The 15,908-nt window shown below is 67.1% G+C and carries 14 protein-coding genes; 8 read left to right on the forward strand and 6 right to left on the reverse strand.

Annotated features, from left to right (window positions below; translation table 11 throughout):
- Positions 1 to 111 precede the first annotated feature (111 nt).
- A complete protein-coding gene (locus LK542_RS08490; protein WP_227811561.1) occupies positions 112 to 2,433 on the forward strand; it encodes an ATP-binding protein in 2,322 nt (773 codons plus the stop codon).
- Between the two features lie 125 nt (positions 2,434 to 2,558).
- Here the strand turns inward: LK542_RS08490 and LK542_RS08495 are convergent, their stop codons facing one another.
- Positions 2,559 to 2,984, reverse strand: coding sequence for an NUDIX hydrolase (locus LK542_RS08495; RefSeq protein ID WP_227811562.1), 426 nt, complete (start codon positions 2,982 to 2,984; stop codon positions 2,559 to 2,561).
- 152 nt (positions 2,985 to 3,136) lie between these two features.
- On the opposite strand from LK542_RS08495, the gene LK542_RS08500 reads away from it, so the two are divergent.
- A complete protein-coding gene (locus LK542_RS08500; protein ID WP_227811563.1) occupies positions 3,137 to 4,216 on the forward strand; it encodes a mechanosensitive ion channel family protein in 1,080 nt (359 codons plus the stop codon).
- A gap of 174 nt (positions 4,217 to 4,390) precedes the next feature.
- Positions 4,391 to 4,768 (forward strand): KGG domain-containing protein, encoded by a 378-nt coding sequence (locus LK542_RS08505; RefSeq protein ID WP_267877538.1) that lies wholly within the window; start codon positions 4,391 to 4,393, stop codon positions 4,766 to 4,768.
- 296 nt (positions 4,769 to 5,064) lie between these two features.
- Here LK542_RS08505 and LK542_RS08510 read toward each other — a convergent pair whose 3' ends face one another.
- The gene (locus tag LK542_RS08510) at positions 5,065 to 6,252 is read right to left on the reverse strand and encodes a glycosyltransferase (protein ID WP_227811564.1); all 1,188 of its coding nucleotides are present in this window, start codon (positions 6,250 to 6,252) and stop codon (positions 5,065 to 5,067) included.
- Positions 6,253 to 6,703: 451 nt separating this feature from the next.
- Positions 6,704 to 7,912 carry a hypothetical protein gene (locus LK542_RS08515; protein ID WP_227811565.1) on the reverse strand — a complete coding sequence of 403 codons (1,209 nt, stop codon included), beginning with the start codon at positions 7,910 to 7,912 and terminating at the stop codon, positions 6,704 to 6,706.
- Between the two features lie 108 nt (positions 7,913 to 8,020).
- On the opposite strand from LK542_RS08515, the gene LK542_RS08520 reads away from it, so the two are divergent.
- Entirely contained in the window at positions 8,021 to 9,313 is a 1,293-nt protein-coding gene (locus LK542_RS08520; RefSeq protein ID WP_227811566.1) for an NCS2 family permease, read from the forward strand.
- A 151-nt stretch (positions 9,314 to 9,464) separates the two neighbouring features.
- Positions 9,465 to 10,271 (forward strand): YdiY family protein, encoded by an 807-nt coding sequence (locus LK542_RS08525; protein WP_227803558.1) that lies wholly within the window; start codon positions 9,465 to 9,467, stop codon positions 10,269 to 10,271.
- Positions 10,272 to 10,284: 13 nt separating this feature from the next.
- Here the strand turns inward: LK542_RS08525 and LK542_RS08530 are convergent, their stop codons facing one another.
- From LK542_RS08530 to LK542_RS08540, 3 genes are all read right to left on the reverse strand, one after another.
- The gene (locus LK542_RS08530; protein WP_227811567.1) at positions 10,285 to 11,586 is read right to left on the reverse strand and encodes an aspartyl/asparaginyl beta-hydroxylase domain-containing protein; all 1,302 of its coding nucleotides are present in this window, start codon (positions 11,584 to 11,586) and stop codon (positions 10,285 to 10,287) included.
- 65 nt (positions 11,587 to 11,651) lie between these two features.
- Positions 11,652 to 12,941 carry an MFS transporter gene (locus LK542_RS08535; RefSeq protein ID WP_227811568.1) on the reverse strand — a complete coding sequence of 430 codons (1,290 nt, stop codon included), beginning with the start codon at positions 12,939 to 12,941 and terminating at the stop codon, positions 11,652 to 11,654.
- Entirely contained in the window at positions 12,938 to 13,261 is a 324-nt protein-coding gene (locus tag LK542_RS08540; RefSeq protein WP_227803555.1) for a thioredoxin family protein, read from the reverse strand. Before LK542_RS08540 ends, LK542_RS08535 begins: the two co-directional genes overlap by 4 nt.
- 186 nt (positions 13,262 to 13,447) lie before the next feature.
- Between LK542_RS08540 and LK542_RS08545 the strand changes: the two genes are divergently transcribed.
- From LK542_RS08545 to LK542_RS08555, 3 genes are all read left to right on the forward strand, one after another.
- Positions 13,448 to 13,627 (forward strand): DUF3606 domain-containing protein, encoded by a 180-nt coding sequence (locus tag LK542_RS08545; protein WP_227803554.1) that lies wholly within the window; start codon positions 13,448 to 13,450, stop codon positions 13,625 to 13,627.
- Positions 13,628 to 13,838: 211 nt separating this feature from the next.
- The gene (locus LK542_RS08550; RefSeq protein WP_227811569.1) at positions 13,839 to 15,005 is read left to right on the forward strand and encodes a mechanosensitive ion channel family protein; all 1,167 of its coding nucleotides are present in this window, start codon (positions 13,839 to 13,841) and stop codon (positions 15,003 to 15,005) included.
- A gap of 16 nt (positions 15,006 to 15,021) precedes the next feature.
- The gene (locus LK542_RS08555) at positions 15,022 to 15,861 is read left to right on the forward strand and encodes an SDR family oxidoreductase (protein WP_227811570.1); all 840 of its coding nucleotides are present in this window, start codon (positions 15,022 to 15,024) and stop codon (positions 15,859 to 15,861) included.
- Positions 15,862 to 15,908: the final 47 nt, after the last annotated feature.

The following is a 15,908-nucleotide window of genomic DNA, read 5'->3' on the forward strand; positions in this document are numbered from 1 at the left end:
GCGGCGCTACGCATCCTGCGGGCGTTGACAGGAAGGCATCGGGACCGTAGATTGACGCCCAGACCGAGGAGAAGCACGCATGCGACGATCAACCCACCGCTGGGGACACCCTTGACGGCGCCTGGCCACGCCAGCGTGCTGTTCATTTGCGAACGCCCGCTCCCGGACCAGGTGCTGGAGCGCGTCGCGAGCGAACTCGGCGAAACGATCGAGCATGCCCGTTCGCCGGCCGAGGGGCTGGCGCGGCTAGCGCGCCAGGACTTCGCCCTGGTGCTGGTCGGCTATGCCGGCGACGCCGCGGCGCAGGCCGCCACCGTGCGCCAGGTGCGCGCCACGCGGCGCTCGGCCCATACACCGCTGGTGGCGATCGGCGTACCAGGCGACACCGCCTTCCCGGTCGAATCCCTGTACGAGGCCGGCGCCGTCGCGGTGCTGACCGAACCGCTGTCCCCCGTCATCCTGCGCGCCAAGCTGCGCTTCTACATCGACGCCTTCGTGGCGACGGCCGAGCGGCGCCGCGCCGAGGCGGCCCTGATTGACGCGCGGGCCCGCCTGGAATCCATCATCGCGGCGGCCGAGCTGGCGATCTGGACCTGGGACATGGAGGCCGACCTCGTCATCGGCGACACCCGCATGGCCGAGCTGTTCGGCGTACCCGAGGCGCTGCGCGAAGGCGCACCGGCCACGCGCTTCTTCGAGGCGATCCACCGCGACGACCTGGCGCGGGTAGAGGCCCTGCTGGCGGACGCGGTGGCGCGCGGTGCGCCCTACGACGCCACCTTCCGGGTGCGCGCAGAGGGCGGCTGGCGCTGGGTGATCGCACGCGGCAACGTGGTACGCGGCCCCGTCGGCGGCGCGGGGCGCATGCGCGGCGTGGTGATCGACGCCTCGCGCCAGTTCGAAGCCGAACAGCAGCTGCGCCTGAGCGAAGAACGCTACCGCACCCTGTTCGACTCGATCGACGAGGGCGTGTGCGTGATCGAGATGCTGTACGACAGTGCCGGACAGCCCTGCGACTACCGCTTCCTGGAGACCAATCCGGCCTTCGAGAAGCATACCGGCCTGGTCGGCGCGGTCGGCCGCACCGTGCGCCAGCTGGCGCCGCGCCTGGAGCGCCACTGGTTCGACCTGTACGGCCGCGTGGTCGCCACCGGCGAACCGGTGCGCTACATGAACGAGGCACGCGAGCTGGGTCGCTGGTTCGACGTGTACGCCGGCCGCATCGGCCCGCCCGAGCAGCACCGCGTGGCCGTGGTCTTCAACGACATCACCGAGCGCCGCAAGGGCGAGGAAGCGCTGCGCAAGATGGCGGCCGACCTGGAGGAAGCGAACCGGATCAAGACCGAGTTCCTGGCCACCCTCGCCCACGAGCTGCGCAATCCACTGGCCCCGCTGCGCAGCGGCCTGCAGTTCATCCGCAGCGAAGGCGGCCCCAGGGCCGACCCGGCCGCGGTGGCGCGCATCCACGAGATCATGGACCGCCAGCTCGGCCAGCTGGTCCACCTGGTCGACGACCTGCTCGACGTGGCCCGCATCACGCGCGGCCAGATCGCGCTCAAGCGCGAGCGCATCGACCTGGCCGGCGTGCTGTCGGCGGCGGTCGAGACCAGCATGCCGCTGATCGAGGCGGCGCGCCACCACATCGACCTGCGCATGCCTCATGAGGCGCTGGTGGTGGACGCCGACGCCACCCGCCTGACCCAGGTGGTGTCGAACCTGCTCAACAACGCGGCCCGCTACACGCCGCGCGGCGGCAGCATCGTCTTGGCGGCCGAGCGCGACGGCGTTGATGCGGTGATCGCGGTGTCGGACAACGGCATCGGCATCGATCCGGCGCGCCTGGAAGACGTATTCACCATGTTCACCCAGATCGGCGAAGGCCGCCGTCACGCCGCCGGCGGGCTCGGAATCGGGCTGTCGCTGGTGCGCAGCCTGGTCGAGCTGCACGGCGGCAGCGTGCACGCGGCCAGCGCCGGCACCAATGCCGGCAGCGTGTTCACGGTGCGCCTGCCGCTGGCGGCCGCGCCGGAGGAGCCTCCCCTTGCATCCGGCCCGGCGCCCGGCGCTGCCGGCGAGCGCCCCGTGCGGCGTGTGCTGGTGGTCGACGACAACCGCGACGCCGCCGAGACCCTGGCGGCCGTGCTCGGCCAGCTCGGGCACCAGGCCCTGGTCGCCAACGACGGCCACCAGGCGCTGCGCATGATGGCCGGGTTCCAGCCCGAAGTCGTGTTCCTCGACCTCGGCATGCCGGGGATGTCCGGTTACGACGTGGCCGGCGCGATCCGGAGCGAGCCGGCCTACGCCGGGGTGCGCCTGGTCGCGCTGACCGGCTGGGGCGGCGCGGCCGACCGCGAGCGCACCGCCCGCGCCGGCTTTGACCACCATCTCACCAAGCCCGCCACCACGGCGGCGATCGAGGAAGTGCTGGCCTGAGATTGGGCTGAGATTCGGGCACCTGCCTTGATGTAGGGTGGGCGGATTCTCCGCCCACGCGGTAGAGGACTTTGCTGCTTGACCGCGTGGGCGGAAGATCCGCCCACCCTACGTACGGCGATGTTTCACCAGTCGATCGACAGCAGCACTTCGCCCATGCGCGGCCAGCACAGGCCGCCCACTTCGTCGCGCCTCGCCCAGCGGTAGCCGTCCATCTCGGGCGTCGGCACGCCCGTCACGTGGTGCGGGAAACTCGTGCTGCAGTGCAGGTGCGCAAGGCTGTCGAGGCCGGGCCCGGATTCGATCATGAACAGGTGCAGGCGCTTGTCGCGGCGGTAAGCGAAGGGGCCGAGCTCGCGAAAGGCCGCAGCCTCGAACAGCAGGCCGGTTTCTTCGCGCAGTTCCCGCATCGCCGCTTCCAGCTCGGTCTCGCCAGGGTCGCGCATGCCCTTCGGGATATCCCATTTCGGTGTGTGGGTCACGTGGCACAGCAGCAGCTCGCGCCGCGGGTTGACGATCAGGGTGCCGCAGGAGACGGTATGTTTGGCCATGCGATGCCGCCCGCGGGCAGCTTGGGTAATGTGGTGGACTTACTGTATCGGCCGGCCACGGGCACTGTCAATTGTGCGCGCCGCAAGCCGCCCGGACCGCACACTGTCCCCTTTTGGCTGTCATGCAGATGGGGTAGCGGATGGAATTCTTGTTGCACAATAATGATCTGGAAAACTGGGCGCTGGCCCTCGGCGTCTGCATCGGCGCGACCGCGGCGATGTTCTTCTTGCGCATGATCGTCCTGCGCCGCCTGGGCGACCTGTCGCAGCGCACCGTCACCCGGGTCGACGACCTGGTAGTCAAGATGCTGCGCCGCACCTTCATCACGCCGCAACTGGCGATCGGCATCTACCTCGGCAGCATTTTCCTGGTGATGCCGGAAAGCTGGCGCCTGGTGGTGTCGCGCATCGCGGTGGCCGGACTGGTCCTGCAGCTGGGCATCTGGGGCGACACCGCACTGCGCGGCTGGCGCAGCCAGCTGCTTGCCACGCCGGGCGACGGCGCGCGCAAGGCTTCCAGCACGATCCTGTTCTTCATGCTGCGCCTGGTGGTGTGGACCGTGGCCTTCCTCATGATGCTGGATAACTTCGGCTTCAACATCACCACCCTGGTGGCGAGCCTGGGCATCGGCGGCATCGCGGTGGCCCTGGCCACCCAGAACATTCTCGGCGACCTGTTCGCCTCGCTATCGATCATGCTCGACAAGCCCTTCGAAGTCGGCGACTTCATCATCGTCGGCGATGCCCTTGGCGCGGTCGAATACATCGGCCTGAAGACCACGCGCCTGCGCGGCCTGGGCGGCGAGCAGATCGTGTTCTCCAACGGGGAGCTGCTCAGGAGCCGGATCCACAACCACAAGCGCATGGAATCGCGCCGCGTCGCCTTTGTGCTGCGCGTGGCCTACGGCACCAGCGAAGCCCAGGTGACGGCGATCCCGGCCATGATCCGAGACATCGTCGCGGCGCGCAGCGACGTCAACTTCGAGCGCGCCCACTTCTTCCGCTACGGCGACTGGTCGCTCGACTTCGAGGTGGTCTACCACTTCAAGAGCCCGGACTACATCCTGCACATGGACGCCCAGCAGGACATCCTGCTGCACATCTACCGCGCCTTCCAGCGCGAGGGCATCCAGTTCGCGCACCCGCTGTCGGTGGTGCGCGTGGCCGACCACCGCGACCCGGCCGGAGGCTGGCCGCCGGCCGATGCCGCTGGCGTTCTGACAAAGCATTAGGCCCCGTTCGTATGCGCCGGAGCGGTCCTACAGCGCCGGGCCGGACAGTCCTATACCCCGGCCGAGACCGCTGGCCTATGATGGTCTCACCTCTTCCGGAACACGCCACGCAGGACGCGGGGCGCAGGAGGAAGGGCTACCTACCAACCCTGTCATCGATAAAGGAGATCAATCATGGCATCGAACAACCAGGGAAACAACAGCAAGCGCGGCTTCGCCTCCATGGACAAGCAGGAGCAGCGTGAAGTCGCCTCGCAGGGCGGCCGCGCATCCGGCGGCGGCAACCGTGGCAGCGCACAGAGCGGCAGCGGCGGCAACTCGCAAAGCGGCGGCTCCAGCAACCGCGGCTTCGCCTCGATGGACCCGCAGCGCCAGCGCGAAATCGCTTCGCAGGGCGGCCGCGCCGCCCACGCATCGGGCAATGCCCACGAGTTCACTTCGGAAGAAGCGCGCGAGGCCGGCCGCATGAGCCACAAGAATGACGGCAACCAGCAGAGCGGCAATCGTGGCAATGGCGGCGGCAACGGCGGCGGACGTGGCGGCAACCGCTAAGCGGATCGCCTGAACGTCGCAGCACCATCAAGGCCTGCGGAGCATCCCAGGATGCTCCGCCGGTTGTTTTTGTAGGGGTGATCTGGTCCAGTGGACCAGATCACGCTTGCCGACCGCGCGTGCAGCAAGGGTATGAGCAGCCGTGATGCTGGCTTGTTTTGGACGCGCGGTCGGCATAGCCGACCACCCTACGACAAGATGGAGCAGAAAAGAACACGGCGGCGGCCCCCGAGGGAACCGCCGCCGCGCCGTCGCCAGCCAGCGCCCGGTCACCCGCGCGCTGGCCGCTTACCCTGTCAGGCCGTCTTCGCGACCGGCACCTTGGCCGATTTCACCGGCAGCACGTCCGCGCGGGCGGCGTCCGGGGCGGCCGGCAGGCGCGCGTGGCGGCCCGGGACGGCCTGTTCGATCAGCTCGTGCATACGGGACGCGGTCAGGTCCCAGGAGGTGCCGGCGACCACTTCGCGCATGCGCTTGGCCATCGCCTGGCGCTCGGTTTCGGTGAGCGCGAGCTGGCGTTCGCAGGCGGCGATGAATTCTTCCGCGGTCGCGGCCACGGCCACCACGTCGCCGTACGGGACCTTGACGTCGGTGATCGGGGTCGAGACAGCCGGCAGTTCGGCTGCCATATACTCCAGCACCTTGGTCGGCGAGATGAACTTGGTCGAGTCGTTCATGGCGAACGGCAGCAGGCAGACATCCCAGCCGGCCAGGAACTGCGGCAGCTGGTCGTAGCCGCGCTGGCCCATGTAGTGCACGTTCGGCTGCTTCGGCAGCGAGGCCGGGTCGATCTTCACGACCGGGCCGACCATCACGATCTGCCATTCAGGATGGGCGTCGGCCATCTTCGAGACCAGCTCGACGTCGAGGCGCTCGTCGATCACGCCGTAGAAGCCCAGGCGTGGATGGGGGATGTGTTCCTGGTCCGGATGCGAGATATCGCGGTCCTGAGCCTGGCGGAAGTGCTTGGCGTCGACGCTGCTCGAGAAGCAGTGGGCGTTGGCGTGGCGGTCGCGCTTGGATTGGTACAGGCTCGGGCCGCCGGTAAAGACCACGTCGGCCATGTTCAGCAGCGCGCTTTCGCGTTGCAGCAGCTGCTTCGGTGCGTTCTTGAACATCGCCAGTTCGTCCATGCAGTCGTACACGATCTTGGACGGGTTCAGGCCTTGCAGCAGCGGCAGGGCCATCGGGGTGTAGAACCAGACGATCGGCTGTTCGCCGCCGGGCACCAGGTCGGCCAGCAGGGTTTGCAGGGTCGGGAGCTGGTCGTCATGGAAGCCTGGCGCATGGATCGCGGTATGCGGACGGCACACCGTGATGTTCGGCGCCACCGCCGTCTTCTTCAGGTATGCCTCTCCTTCGCTGTACACCGGTTCCTCGACAAACAGGATATCGTAGTGTTCCGCCAGACGGGTCATCAGGTGCTGTGGGCGCTGGAAAACGAAGTCCCAACGGAGGTGGCAAAACACGATCAAGGTCGGCATATTCAATTCCTTTCGCCTTCGGGGCGCTATAGTTGTTGGCAAAGCCTGGCAGGTTTTTCTCTCAGTGCCAGTCCCCGGAAACGCGTATCAGCGCACCGGACCCCCGAATCGTAACATGCAAATTTCCCAATATTTTCATTTATGCATTGCAACATTTTCAATGGGAAATATTGCAACCAGATGTTACACGGCGCTCTCATAGAGGAGCGCTGACGGTCGGGTGAACTTGTGTAGGGCGCTTCCTACATCCATACAAGAAGAACCACTACGAAAAGTCAACGCGTTTTTTACCGTCCTCGAGCATGAAAATGCCCCGGAAACGACCCGAGGCAATCCACGCAATGCGCGGTTCTCATTCTGGGAAGCGTGCGCCGGACAGGGCGGCCCGCGGCCCCGCGGCTACTGTCGAGGTAGTAGGAAAGCGGCCCATACCCAACCCATCCGCCCCGCCCTACTCCGGCTGGTAGGGTTCGGCGCCTTCCGGGTGGCCGTCCTCGCTGAAGCCCTCGGCGATCGATACCCCTTCCAGGCCGAGCGAGAGCAGCGCGTCGCACAGGTTGTCGATCTCGGCCCCGAGGTCGGCGGCGAGGTCGACCGGACTGTCGACACTGCCCCAGGGGCTGCCGCCGTCGAGCGCGTAGAGGTTGATGCGCAGGGTGATGTGCTCGCCGCCGTCGAGCGGCGCCACCGCGGCGTGCACGCGGTCCGGCGCCAGGTCCTTCTCGCTCAGGGTCCGCGCCACGTCCGACAGGATGCCCAGCGTTGTCAGCTCGCTCACCCCCTGCTCCTTGGCGCCATAGAACAGGTCCTGGTACAGGAAGTCGACGTGGATCGCATCCGGGTCGGCAGCCAGCAGGCGGCGCACCAGGGGCGCCGCGCCCCGGGTCCAGGCACGGTAGCGCTCCTCGCGTGCGGCGTACCAGGCATCGGCGCCGGCTTCGTCGCCCGGCACCGCATAGAAGGGGTCGTCCGTGCGCTTGAGCGAGAAGCCCAGCAGGAAGCGCAGTTCCAGCGCCGACTCGTCGGGCGCGAAGCGTTCGCCGGTCCAGCCGCGGATGCTGGCTTCGATGGTCGGCGCCGGCTGCAGTTTCTTCTCTAGCAGCGAAGCCGCCGCTTCGCGCAGCATCTCCTGCAGGGTCGAGTACGAGATGTGGTCGATCTCGGCCAGGTCGTAGGCGTGCTGCAGCAGCACCAGCTTGCCGCCGGCGCTCTCCAGCCCGGCCGGATGGAAGCTGTTGGCGAGCAGCTCGAAGGCCTCGCCGTCCTGGAAGCCCTGCCCCTCCTGCAGGCCGCCCGGGCTGCGCACGAACAGCGGGATCAGGAAGGCGTCGATCTCGTATTCGCTGCCGTCGTCGCGGCGCAGGCGCAGGTTGGCGGCTTCTTCCTCGATGCGCCCGCGCAGCAGGCGGCAGGCTTCCGGATCGGTGTAGCGCGCCAGCTCGATCGCCTCGTACAGCGCTTCGTCGCGCTTCTTGCGCAGCAGCTTGCGCACGGAGACCAGTAGTTCTTCCTCGCGTTCGTCGGCACTGCCAAAGCCGGGCGCTTCCTCGCGCTCGGCAATGGCCAGGGCCAGGTCGGCCAGTTCCTGGGCCAGGTGTGCAGTGTCCGGCTCGCGCGGGTTGTTCGAGGTACGGGGCAGCGGGCGCTTATTCTTGGGCATGAACGTGTTTCTGTGATGTTGGAGATGCCATGTTAGCGCATTGTCATGGGGGCGCGCGCACCCTGTTCCCAGTGTTATGCTTCAGCCAAGACAACCTGGGAGCCCCCGATGCTCGACCGATTCTTCAAGCTCACCCAAAGCGGCACGGACGTGCGCACCGAACTGCTGGCCGGCCTGACCACCTTCCTGACGATGGTGTACATCATCTTTGTCAATCCCTCGATCCTGGGGGATGCGGGCATGCCCAAGGAGTCGGTGTTCGTCGCCACCTGCCTGGTGGCCGCCCTCGGCACCGCGGTGATGGGCCTGTACGCCAACTACCCGATCGCGATGGCGCCCGGGATGGGCCTGAACGCCTACTTCGCCTATGCGGTGGTGCTGGGCATGGGCGTGGCCTGGCCGGCGGCGCTGGGCGCGGTGTTCATCTCGGGCTGCCTGTTCATCCTGGTCTCCCTGCTCGGCCTGCGCGGCATGGTCGTCAACGGCATCCCGAAATCGATGCGGGTCGCGATCACGGTCGGCTTAGGGATGTTCCTGGCCCTGATCGCGCTGAAGAACGCCGGCATCGTGGTGGCCAGCGAACCGACCCTGGTCAAGGCGGGCGACCTGCACAAGCCGGAAGCGGTCATGGCCATCGTCGGCTTCTTCGCCATCGTCGCGCTCGACCGCCTGCGGGTAAAGGGCGCGATCCTGATCGGGATCGTGCTGGTGACAGTGCTGTCCTTCTTCTTCGGCGGGAATACCTACAAGGGCGTGTTCTCGGCCCCGCCCTCGATCTCCCCCACCCTGCTGCAGCTCGACATCCAGGGTGCGTTATCAGTCGGCATCCTGAACGTGGTGCTGGTGTTCTTCCTGGTCGAGCTGTTCGACGCCACCGGCACCCTGATGGGCGTGGCGCGCCGCGCCGGCCTGCTGGTCGAGGGCAAGATGGATCGCCTCAACAAGGCCCTGCTGGCCGACAGCGGCGCCATCGTGGCCGGCAGCGTGCTGGGCACCTCGAGCACCACCGCCTACCTGGAGAGCGCTTCCGGGGTGCAGGCGGGCGGGCGCACCGGCCTCACCGCGCTGACGGTGGCGGTGCTGTTCCTGGCCTGCCTGTTCATCGCGCCGCTGGCCGGCGTGGTCCCGGCCTATGCCACCGCGCCAGCGCTACTGTTCGTGGCCTGCCTGATGCTGTCCGACCTGGGCGAAGTCGAATGGGGCGATTCGACGGAGAGCATCCCGGCCGCCGTGACGGCCCTGGTGATGCCCTTCACCTTCTCGATCGCGGAAGGCATCGCTTTCGGCTTCATCAGCTACGCCGTGCTCAAGCTGCTCACCGGCCGCGCGCGCGAGGTGGCGCCGGTGGTGTGGGTGATTGCCGCGCTGTTCACATTCAAGATCGTCTATATCGGCACGTAGGGTGGGCGGGTTCCCCGCCCACGCCGTGACAGGCAGCAGCTCGCCGCGTGGGCGGCAAAGCCGCCCACCCTACGATAAATGTGTCGGAAAGCATCGTTTCCTGCCGTCTTTGCGTTACAATGTCGCGCATCTTGTCGGCAACACGATGCTTATGAAACCTCTCCGCTTCCTGGCACTCTGCGCGCCCCTCAGTCTGAGCTTCCCCGGCCTGGCCCTGGCCGAGATCGATATGCCGCCCGTCGGCGACGTGCATGCACCACTTTCCGTGAGCCGGCCCCAGCTTGCCGAAGGCGCCTGGTTCACCTCGGCGGAACTGGGCGCCATCACGACCTCGGGCAACACCACCGGCACCTCGGTCACGGGCAAGATCGACGCCCGCCATGAGACGGCGCACTGGAGCCACGAATTCATCGTGAGCGGCTTCTTCAAGGAAGACGAATACGAGGACGACGAGGGCAACATCGAGCGCAGTAAATCAGCCGAGCGCTTCGCCGCCTCGGCCAAGGCCTCGCTCAAGCTGCTGGGCGAAGGCCGACGCGCCTTCGTGATCGGCTCGCACGTCATCGACCGCTTCGGCGCCTACACCCGCTATTCCTCCTTCGCGGTCGGTCATGGATCGCAGTGGCTCAACAACGGCACCCAGACCCTCGACGTCGAGATCGGCCCGGGCTATTTCGCGGGCGAGCGCGCCACCGGTGAAGAAGAAAGCGGCCTGACGGTGCGCGGCGCGGCCCAGTTCCGCTGGCGCGTCAGCCCTTCGGCATTCTTTGCTCAGACCGTCAGCGTCGAGAAAGGCACCTCGAATACCCGCTCGGTCGCCGAGGCCTCGCTCAGCACCAAGATCAATTCGACGATGCAGATGAAGGCCGGCTTCAGCGCCCGCAACGACACCAGCGTCACGCCCGGCAAGAAGAACACGGATACCCAGACCTCGCTGACGATGGTCTATTCGTTCTGAGCCCGCGCCGCGCTCACAGGCCGTAGCCGCCGCCGGTCTTCGTGAAGGCATTGATCCCGGCCGCCATGGCCGTGATCATCGCCCGCTCGGCGGCGGACAAGTGCGGGTGCCAGATATCGAAGATCAGCACCGCGCGCAGTTCCCCGCTGTCGTTCCAGGCTTCGTGTTCGATCGTGTCGTCGAACACCCAGGCCTTCCCCACTTCCCATTCGCGCACTTCGTTCCCGACCCGGAACCCGCATCCCGGCGGCACCACCAGCGGCAGGTGCGTCACCAGGCGCACGTTGCTCACGCCCGTATGCGGCGGAATCCGGGTGCGCGGCTTCAGGATCGAGAACATCGCGCTCGGGGTGCGGCCGGGCTGGTCGGGCTGGGGCGCGCGCGCCAAGAGATCCATCGTGCGCGGGCAGCGCGCTGCGTTCTCCTCCACCGGCGCGCCGTTGTCGATCAGGCGGAAGGCGCTCCAGTCCAGGTTGCGGTTCAGCTGGGCCCATTGGGCCAGCGGCTGGTCATCCGAATAGTTGATATAGGGCGTGAAGCCATCCTGCCCGGTCATCACGCCCAGCAGCTCGTCGCGGATCGCGCCGGTCGCTGCCTCGAACTCGTCCAGCCAGGGAAAGTCTTCGCGCTCGAAGAAGGCCGCGGGCGCCAGGCCCAGGTAGTGGAACAGCTGCGGCTGGGGATCGTAGCGGCGCTTGCGGCCGGTCATCACGTCCACCGATTCGCGGAAACGGCGCAGTTCGCGGCTGCCGTGCTCGCCGCCGAGTTCGCGGTAGAACGGTGTCAGGTAATCGTCGAGGAAGGCGCCGAACTCACGCTGGTAGGCCTCATGCCAGTCGAGCGCTTCGCGCACCGCCGGCTGCAGGTCGGGCGCGATCGTGTGCAGGGGCGGCGCCACCGCCGCCACCGCGGCGCAGGCGCCGGCCGCTTCCTGGCGCCGCCCCTGGCGGATGCACAGGCGGCTGCGCAGCACCAGGGCCACCAGGTCATACGGGTCGACCGTCAGGGCGCCGCGGATCGCCGCTTCTTCCGCAGCTTCGTCGCCCATCGCCAGGCAGACCACGGACAGGTTCAGCCACTGCTGCACCTCGCGTCCGTCCACCGTGACCAGACGATCGAGCAGCTTGCGGGCCTGCGCCAGGTCGCCACCCTGGAAAGCCAGGTGCGAAAGCGAGCGCAGCGCGCGCGGGTGGTCGGGGGCGCGCACCAGGATGCTTTGCCATAACTGGCCGGCGCGGCGCGCGTCGCCCCGGGAGGAAGCCTGCTGCGCTTCGCGTTCGAGCGCTGCGATCTGCTGGAGGTCTGCCTGCTGCATGATTTCCCAAATGCATATGTATCGAAGCATTTTGGTACAAGCATATGCATTCCCGCAAGCAGTATTTACACCTCTGCGCGCGTTGGTTTGCTGCCGACCGCCAGCAAGGCCAGCAGGCTGAGCAGCGCAGCCGCCGTCAGGTAGTAGCCGACCCAGGGCAGGCCATGGTTGGTGGCCAGCCACATCGCGATATACGGGGCCAGCGACGCGCCCAAGATCCCGGCGAAATTGAAGGTCAGCGACGCCCCCGTATAGCGGACCTCGGCCGGGAATAGCTCGGCCAGCAGGGTGCCCAGCGGGCCATAGGTGAAGCCGACCAGGCACATGCCGAGCACCATGAAGCTGCCCACCGCCACCAGGGTGCCGGCGCCGAAGAGCGGCCCGAACAGCAGCCCGAACAGGGCGATCGCGCCGCTGACCAAGATCATCGCCGTGCGCCGCCCGTGGCGGTCGGCCAGCAGGGCCGAGGGCGGGATGGTCAGGCCGAAGAACACGACGGCGACCAGCTGCAGGGTCAGGAACTGCTGGCGCGAGAAACCGAGCTTGGTCGTGCCCCAGCTCAGCGCGAACACCGTCATCAGGTAGAACACCACGAAGGTGGCCAGCGCAATGATGGTGCCCAGCACCAGGGCGCGCCGGTGCTCGCGCAGCACCGCCAGGACCGGCACCTTGACCCGGTGGCCGCGGTCCAGCACCTTCTGGAAGTCCGGCGTTTCGGTGATTTTCAGGCGCACGTAGAGGCCCACCAGCACCAGCAGCGCGCTGGCGAGGAAGGGAATGCGCCAGCCGTAGCTGAAGAAATCCTCATCCGGCATCAGCTGGCCCAGCAGCAGGAAGGTGCCGCCCGACAGGAAGAAGCCGATCGGGGCGCCCAGCTGCGGGAACATGCCGTACCAGGCACGCTTGCCCGGCGGCGCGTTCTCGGTCGCCAGCAGCACCGCCCCGCCCCACTCGCCGCCCAGGCCCAGGCCCTGGCCGAAGCGGCACAGGGCCAGCAGCAGCGGCGCCAGGGTGCCGATCGAGGCGTAGGTCGGCAGCAGGCCGATCAGGACGGTGGAGATGCCCATGGTGAGCAGGGCTGCCACCAGGGTGGCTTTGCGGCCGATGCGGTCGCCGAAGTGGCCGAACACGGCCGAGCCCACCGGGCGCGCGAAGAAGGCGATGGCAAAGGTGGCCAGCGACTGCAGCGTGGCGGCGGCCGGGTCGGCGGCCGGGAAGAACAGCCGCGGAAACACCAGCACCGCGGCGGTGGCATAGATATAAAAGTCGTAGAACTCGATGGTGGTGCCGATCAGGCTCGCGAACAGGACGGTGCGCGGCTTGTTGGCGGGTACGTGGCTTGCTGGACCGGTCATGCTGCACCGGCCTGGGCCAGCGCCACGCGCACTTCGTCGCTCGACACCGGGCGCACCACGCGCGCCACTTCCTGGCCGTCCTTCAGCACGACCACGGTCGGCCACAGCTTGATGCGGAAGGAGCGTCCGAGCGGCCGGCCCGGGCCGTCTTCCACCTTCAGGTGGCGCACTGCCCCGTTGCCGGACACGGCCTCGTCGATCAGGGGCTCGGCGGCGCGGCAGTAGCCGCACCAGTTGGCGCCGAAATCGAGCATCACGGTGCCCGGCATGGCGTCGACGGCGCTGCGCTCGGGCTGGGCGGTTTCATAGGGTGCGGACATGCGGGTCTCCTCCTCTTGTTGCCGGTATGGTGTTGATATTGCAAGCGTACCTCAAAAAGTTGCCACTGGCACGGCCCTGCGGGTCGATTCCTGGTCGATAAGCGCCTCTTACGTGAAACACCGTACGGAACACATCGGTCGGGGCTGGCACTCTGGCCTCAGGTAAATGTGAACAAGGAGACAATCATGTCTGACAACCTGCAAAACCGTGGCTCGCAAGACCGTGCCCGCATCAATGTCAACGAGGAATGGGAAGTGCGCCACTGGACCGAAGCCCTGGGCGTGAGCAAGGAAGAGCTGGAACGCGCCGTCAAGCAGGTCGGCCCGAGCGCCGAAGCCGTGCGCGAGCACCTGAAGCGTCACTGATCCACGGGCCGCATGGCCCGCGCCGGGGCCTGCACTGCAGGTCCCGGTCCGCAGCACCCGCTTCGCCCGTCTTTCCGCGAACCCGCTCAACCCAGGTCCGCTCATTGCAGCACCGCCACCGGTGCGGCTGCACCCGTGCGCCGCCTGCCGCATGCCCCACCCGTCTTTTCCGGCACGCGCGGCCGGCGCCGGCCCGTTACAGGAGTCCGGTTTGAATAATTTCTACGCAAACATCCACAATTTCTTCGCCTCGCTCGACATCACGCTGGCGAACGCCTTGTTCGCGCTCGGCGCGGCCCTGGCCAGCTATGCGCTCATGCACGGCGGCCTGATCCTGTTCCGGCGGCGCCTGGGACGCCTGAGCGAAGACCGCCGGCACGGCACCCTGGCCCAGATCCTGAGCAAGACCCTGGCGCGCACCGGCACCCTGGCCATCATCGCCACTGCCATCCTGATCGGCCTGTCGGTGCTGGACCTGCCCGAACCCTGGAATACGCGCCTGAGCCACTTGTGGTTCTTCACGCTCGGCATCCAGATCGCCATGTTCATGCACCGCGCCGTGAAAATCGGCTCGCGCCGCTATTTCCTCACCCACGGCCGCAAGCCGGGCGGCGTCGACCATCAGGTCACCGTCGCGCATACGGTCGTGATCTGGCTGCTGCAGACCACGGTCTGGGTGGTGTTCGTGCTGGCCATGTTGTCCAACCTCGGCATCAATGTCACCACCTTCATCGCCAGCCTCGGCATCGGCGGCGTGGCGATCGCGCTGGCGGTGCAAAACATCCTGGGCGACCTGTTCGCCTCGATGTCGATCGCGGTCGACAAGCCCTTCGAGGTGGGCGACTCGATCACGGTCGACGACTTTTCAGGCACGGTCGAGCACGTAGGCCTGAAGACGACTCGCGTGCGCGCCCTGGGCGGCGAACAGATCATCATCGCGAATGCGGAACTGTTGCGCCAAACCGTCTACAACTACCGCCGCATGACGACGCGTCGGATCCAGTTCACACTGCGCGCCAGCCCGACCACCCCGCGCGAGCTGGCCGCGCGCGTGCCGCAACTGCTGGGCGAGATCATCGGCAAGCGTGACAAGGTGCGCTTCGACCGCGCCCACCTCAAGACGGTGGACCAGAACTGGATCGAGTACGAGATTGTCTACACCATGCTCGACGTCGACTACAACCTGTACATGGACACCCAGCAGGCGATCAACCTCGACGCCATGCAGATGTTCGAGGAGCTCGGCATCTCGACGGCGCCGCGCGCCCAGCACGTGCTGCTGCAGGAAGCGCCGGACGGGCGCGGGGTGCGCAGCACCGAGTCGGCCGCGAACGAAGACGCGCGCGGCGACACCCAGCCACGCTACGTGAAACACTGACACGGAAGGAAACACGATGAACCAGCCGAAGCAGCAACAGCAACCGCCGGGTCTTGAATCGCAGCTGAACCCGAAGGCCGACCATGGTGAAACCAGCTATGTCGGCTCGGGCAAGCTGAAGGACAAGGCAACGGTCATCACGGGCGGCGACAGCGGCATCGGTCGTGCCGTCGCTCTCGCCTTTGCGCGCGAAGGCGCGGACGTCCTGATCGCCTATCTCAACGAGCACGAGGATGCAAAGGAGACCGCGCGCCTGGTCGAGGAAGCGGGACGCAAGGCGGTGCTGGTGCCGGGCGACCTGGCCGACGCCGCCCACTGCCGCGCCATCGTGGACCGCGCGGTGCAGGAATTCGGCCGCATCGACGTGCTGGTCAACAATGCGGCGTTCCAGATGACCCACGACTCGATCGAGGAAATCCCGGACGAGGAATGGGACTACACCTTCAAGGTGAACATCACGGCCATGTTCCACATCTGCAAGGCGGCGGTGCGGCACATGCCGTCGGGTTCGTCGATTATCAACACCACCTCGATCAATTCGGACAACCCGAAGCCGACCCTGCTGGCCTACGCCACCACCAAGGGCGCGATCGCCAACTTCACCGCCGGCCTGGCCCAGCTGCTGGCGGAGAAAGGTATCCGCGTCAATTCCGTGGCGCCAGGGCCGATCTGGACGCCCCTGATCCCGTCTACCATGCCGCCCGACCAGGTGGAAAGCTTCGGCCAGCAGGTGCCGATGAAGCGGCCCGGCCAGCCAGCGGAAGTGGCCCCGGTCTACGTGCTGCTGGCTTCGAACCAGGCCAGCTACATCTCGGGTGCGCGCATCGCCGTTACCGGAGGCACGCCGATCCTGTAGTTCCGCGGGCGTGGATGAAGAAAGCCAAGCGCAGGGGTGGCGCTTCT

It is taken from the genome of Massilia sp. IC2-477 (assembly GCF_020707265.1).
Taxonomy (GTDB): domain Bacteria; phylum Pseudomonadota; class Gammaproteobacteria; order Burkholderiales; family Burkholderiaceae_D; genus Telluria.

Excerpts from the sequence above, each read along its gene's own strand:
- LK542_RS08555 (WP_227811570.1), top strand. The coding sequence starts at position 15,022 with ATGAACCAGCCGAAGCAGCAACAGCAACCGCCGGGTCTTGAATCGCAG.
- LK542_RS08505 (WP_267877538.1), top strand. The coding sequence starts at position 4,391 with ATGGCATCGAACAACCAGGGAAACAACAGCAAGCGCGGCTTCGCCTCC.
- LK542_RS08515 (WP_227811565.1), bottom strand. The coding sequence starts at position 7,912 with ATGCCCAAGAATAAGCGCCCGCTGCCCCGTACCTCGAACAACCCGCGC.
- LK542_RS08495 (WP_227811562.1), bottom strand. The coding sequence starts at position 2,984 with ATGGCCAAACATACCGTCTCCTGCGGCACCCTGATCGTCAACCCGCGG.
- LK542_RS08545 (WP_227803554.1), top strand. The coding sequence starts at position 13,448 with ATGTCTGACAACCTGCAAAACCGTGGCTCGCAAGACCGTGCCCGCATC.
- LK542_RS08540 (WP_227803555.1), bottom strand. The coding sequence starts at position 13,261 with ATGTCCGCACCCTATGAAACCGCCCAGCCCGAGCGCAGCGCCGTCGAC.
- LK542_RS08520 (WP_227811566.1), top strand. The coding sequence starts at position 8,021 with ATGCTCGACCGATTCTTCAAGCTCACCCAAAGCGGCACGGACGTGCGC.
- LK542_RS08535 (WP_227811568.1), bottom strand. The coding sequence starts at position 12,941 with ATGACCGGTCCAGCAAGCCACGTACCCGCCAACAAGCCGCGCACCGTC.
- LK542_RS08510 (WP_227811564.1), bottom strand. The coding sequence starts at position 6,252 with ATGCCGACCTTGATCGTGTTTTGCCACCTCCGTTGGGACTTCGTTTTC.
- LK542_RS08525 (WP_227803558.1), top strand. The coding sequence starts at position 9,465 with ATGAAACCTCTCCGCTTCCTGGCACTCTGCGCGCCCCTCAGTCTGAGC.
- LK542_RS08530 (WP_227811567.1), bottom strand. The coding sequence starts at position 11,586 with ATGCAGCAGGCAGACCTCCAGCAGATCGCAGCGCTCGAACGCGAAGCG.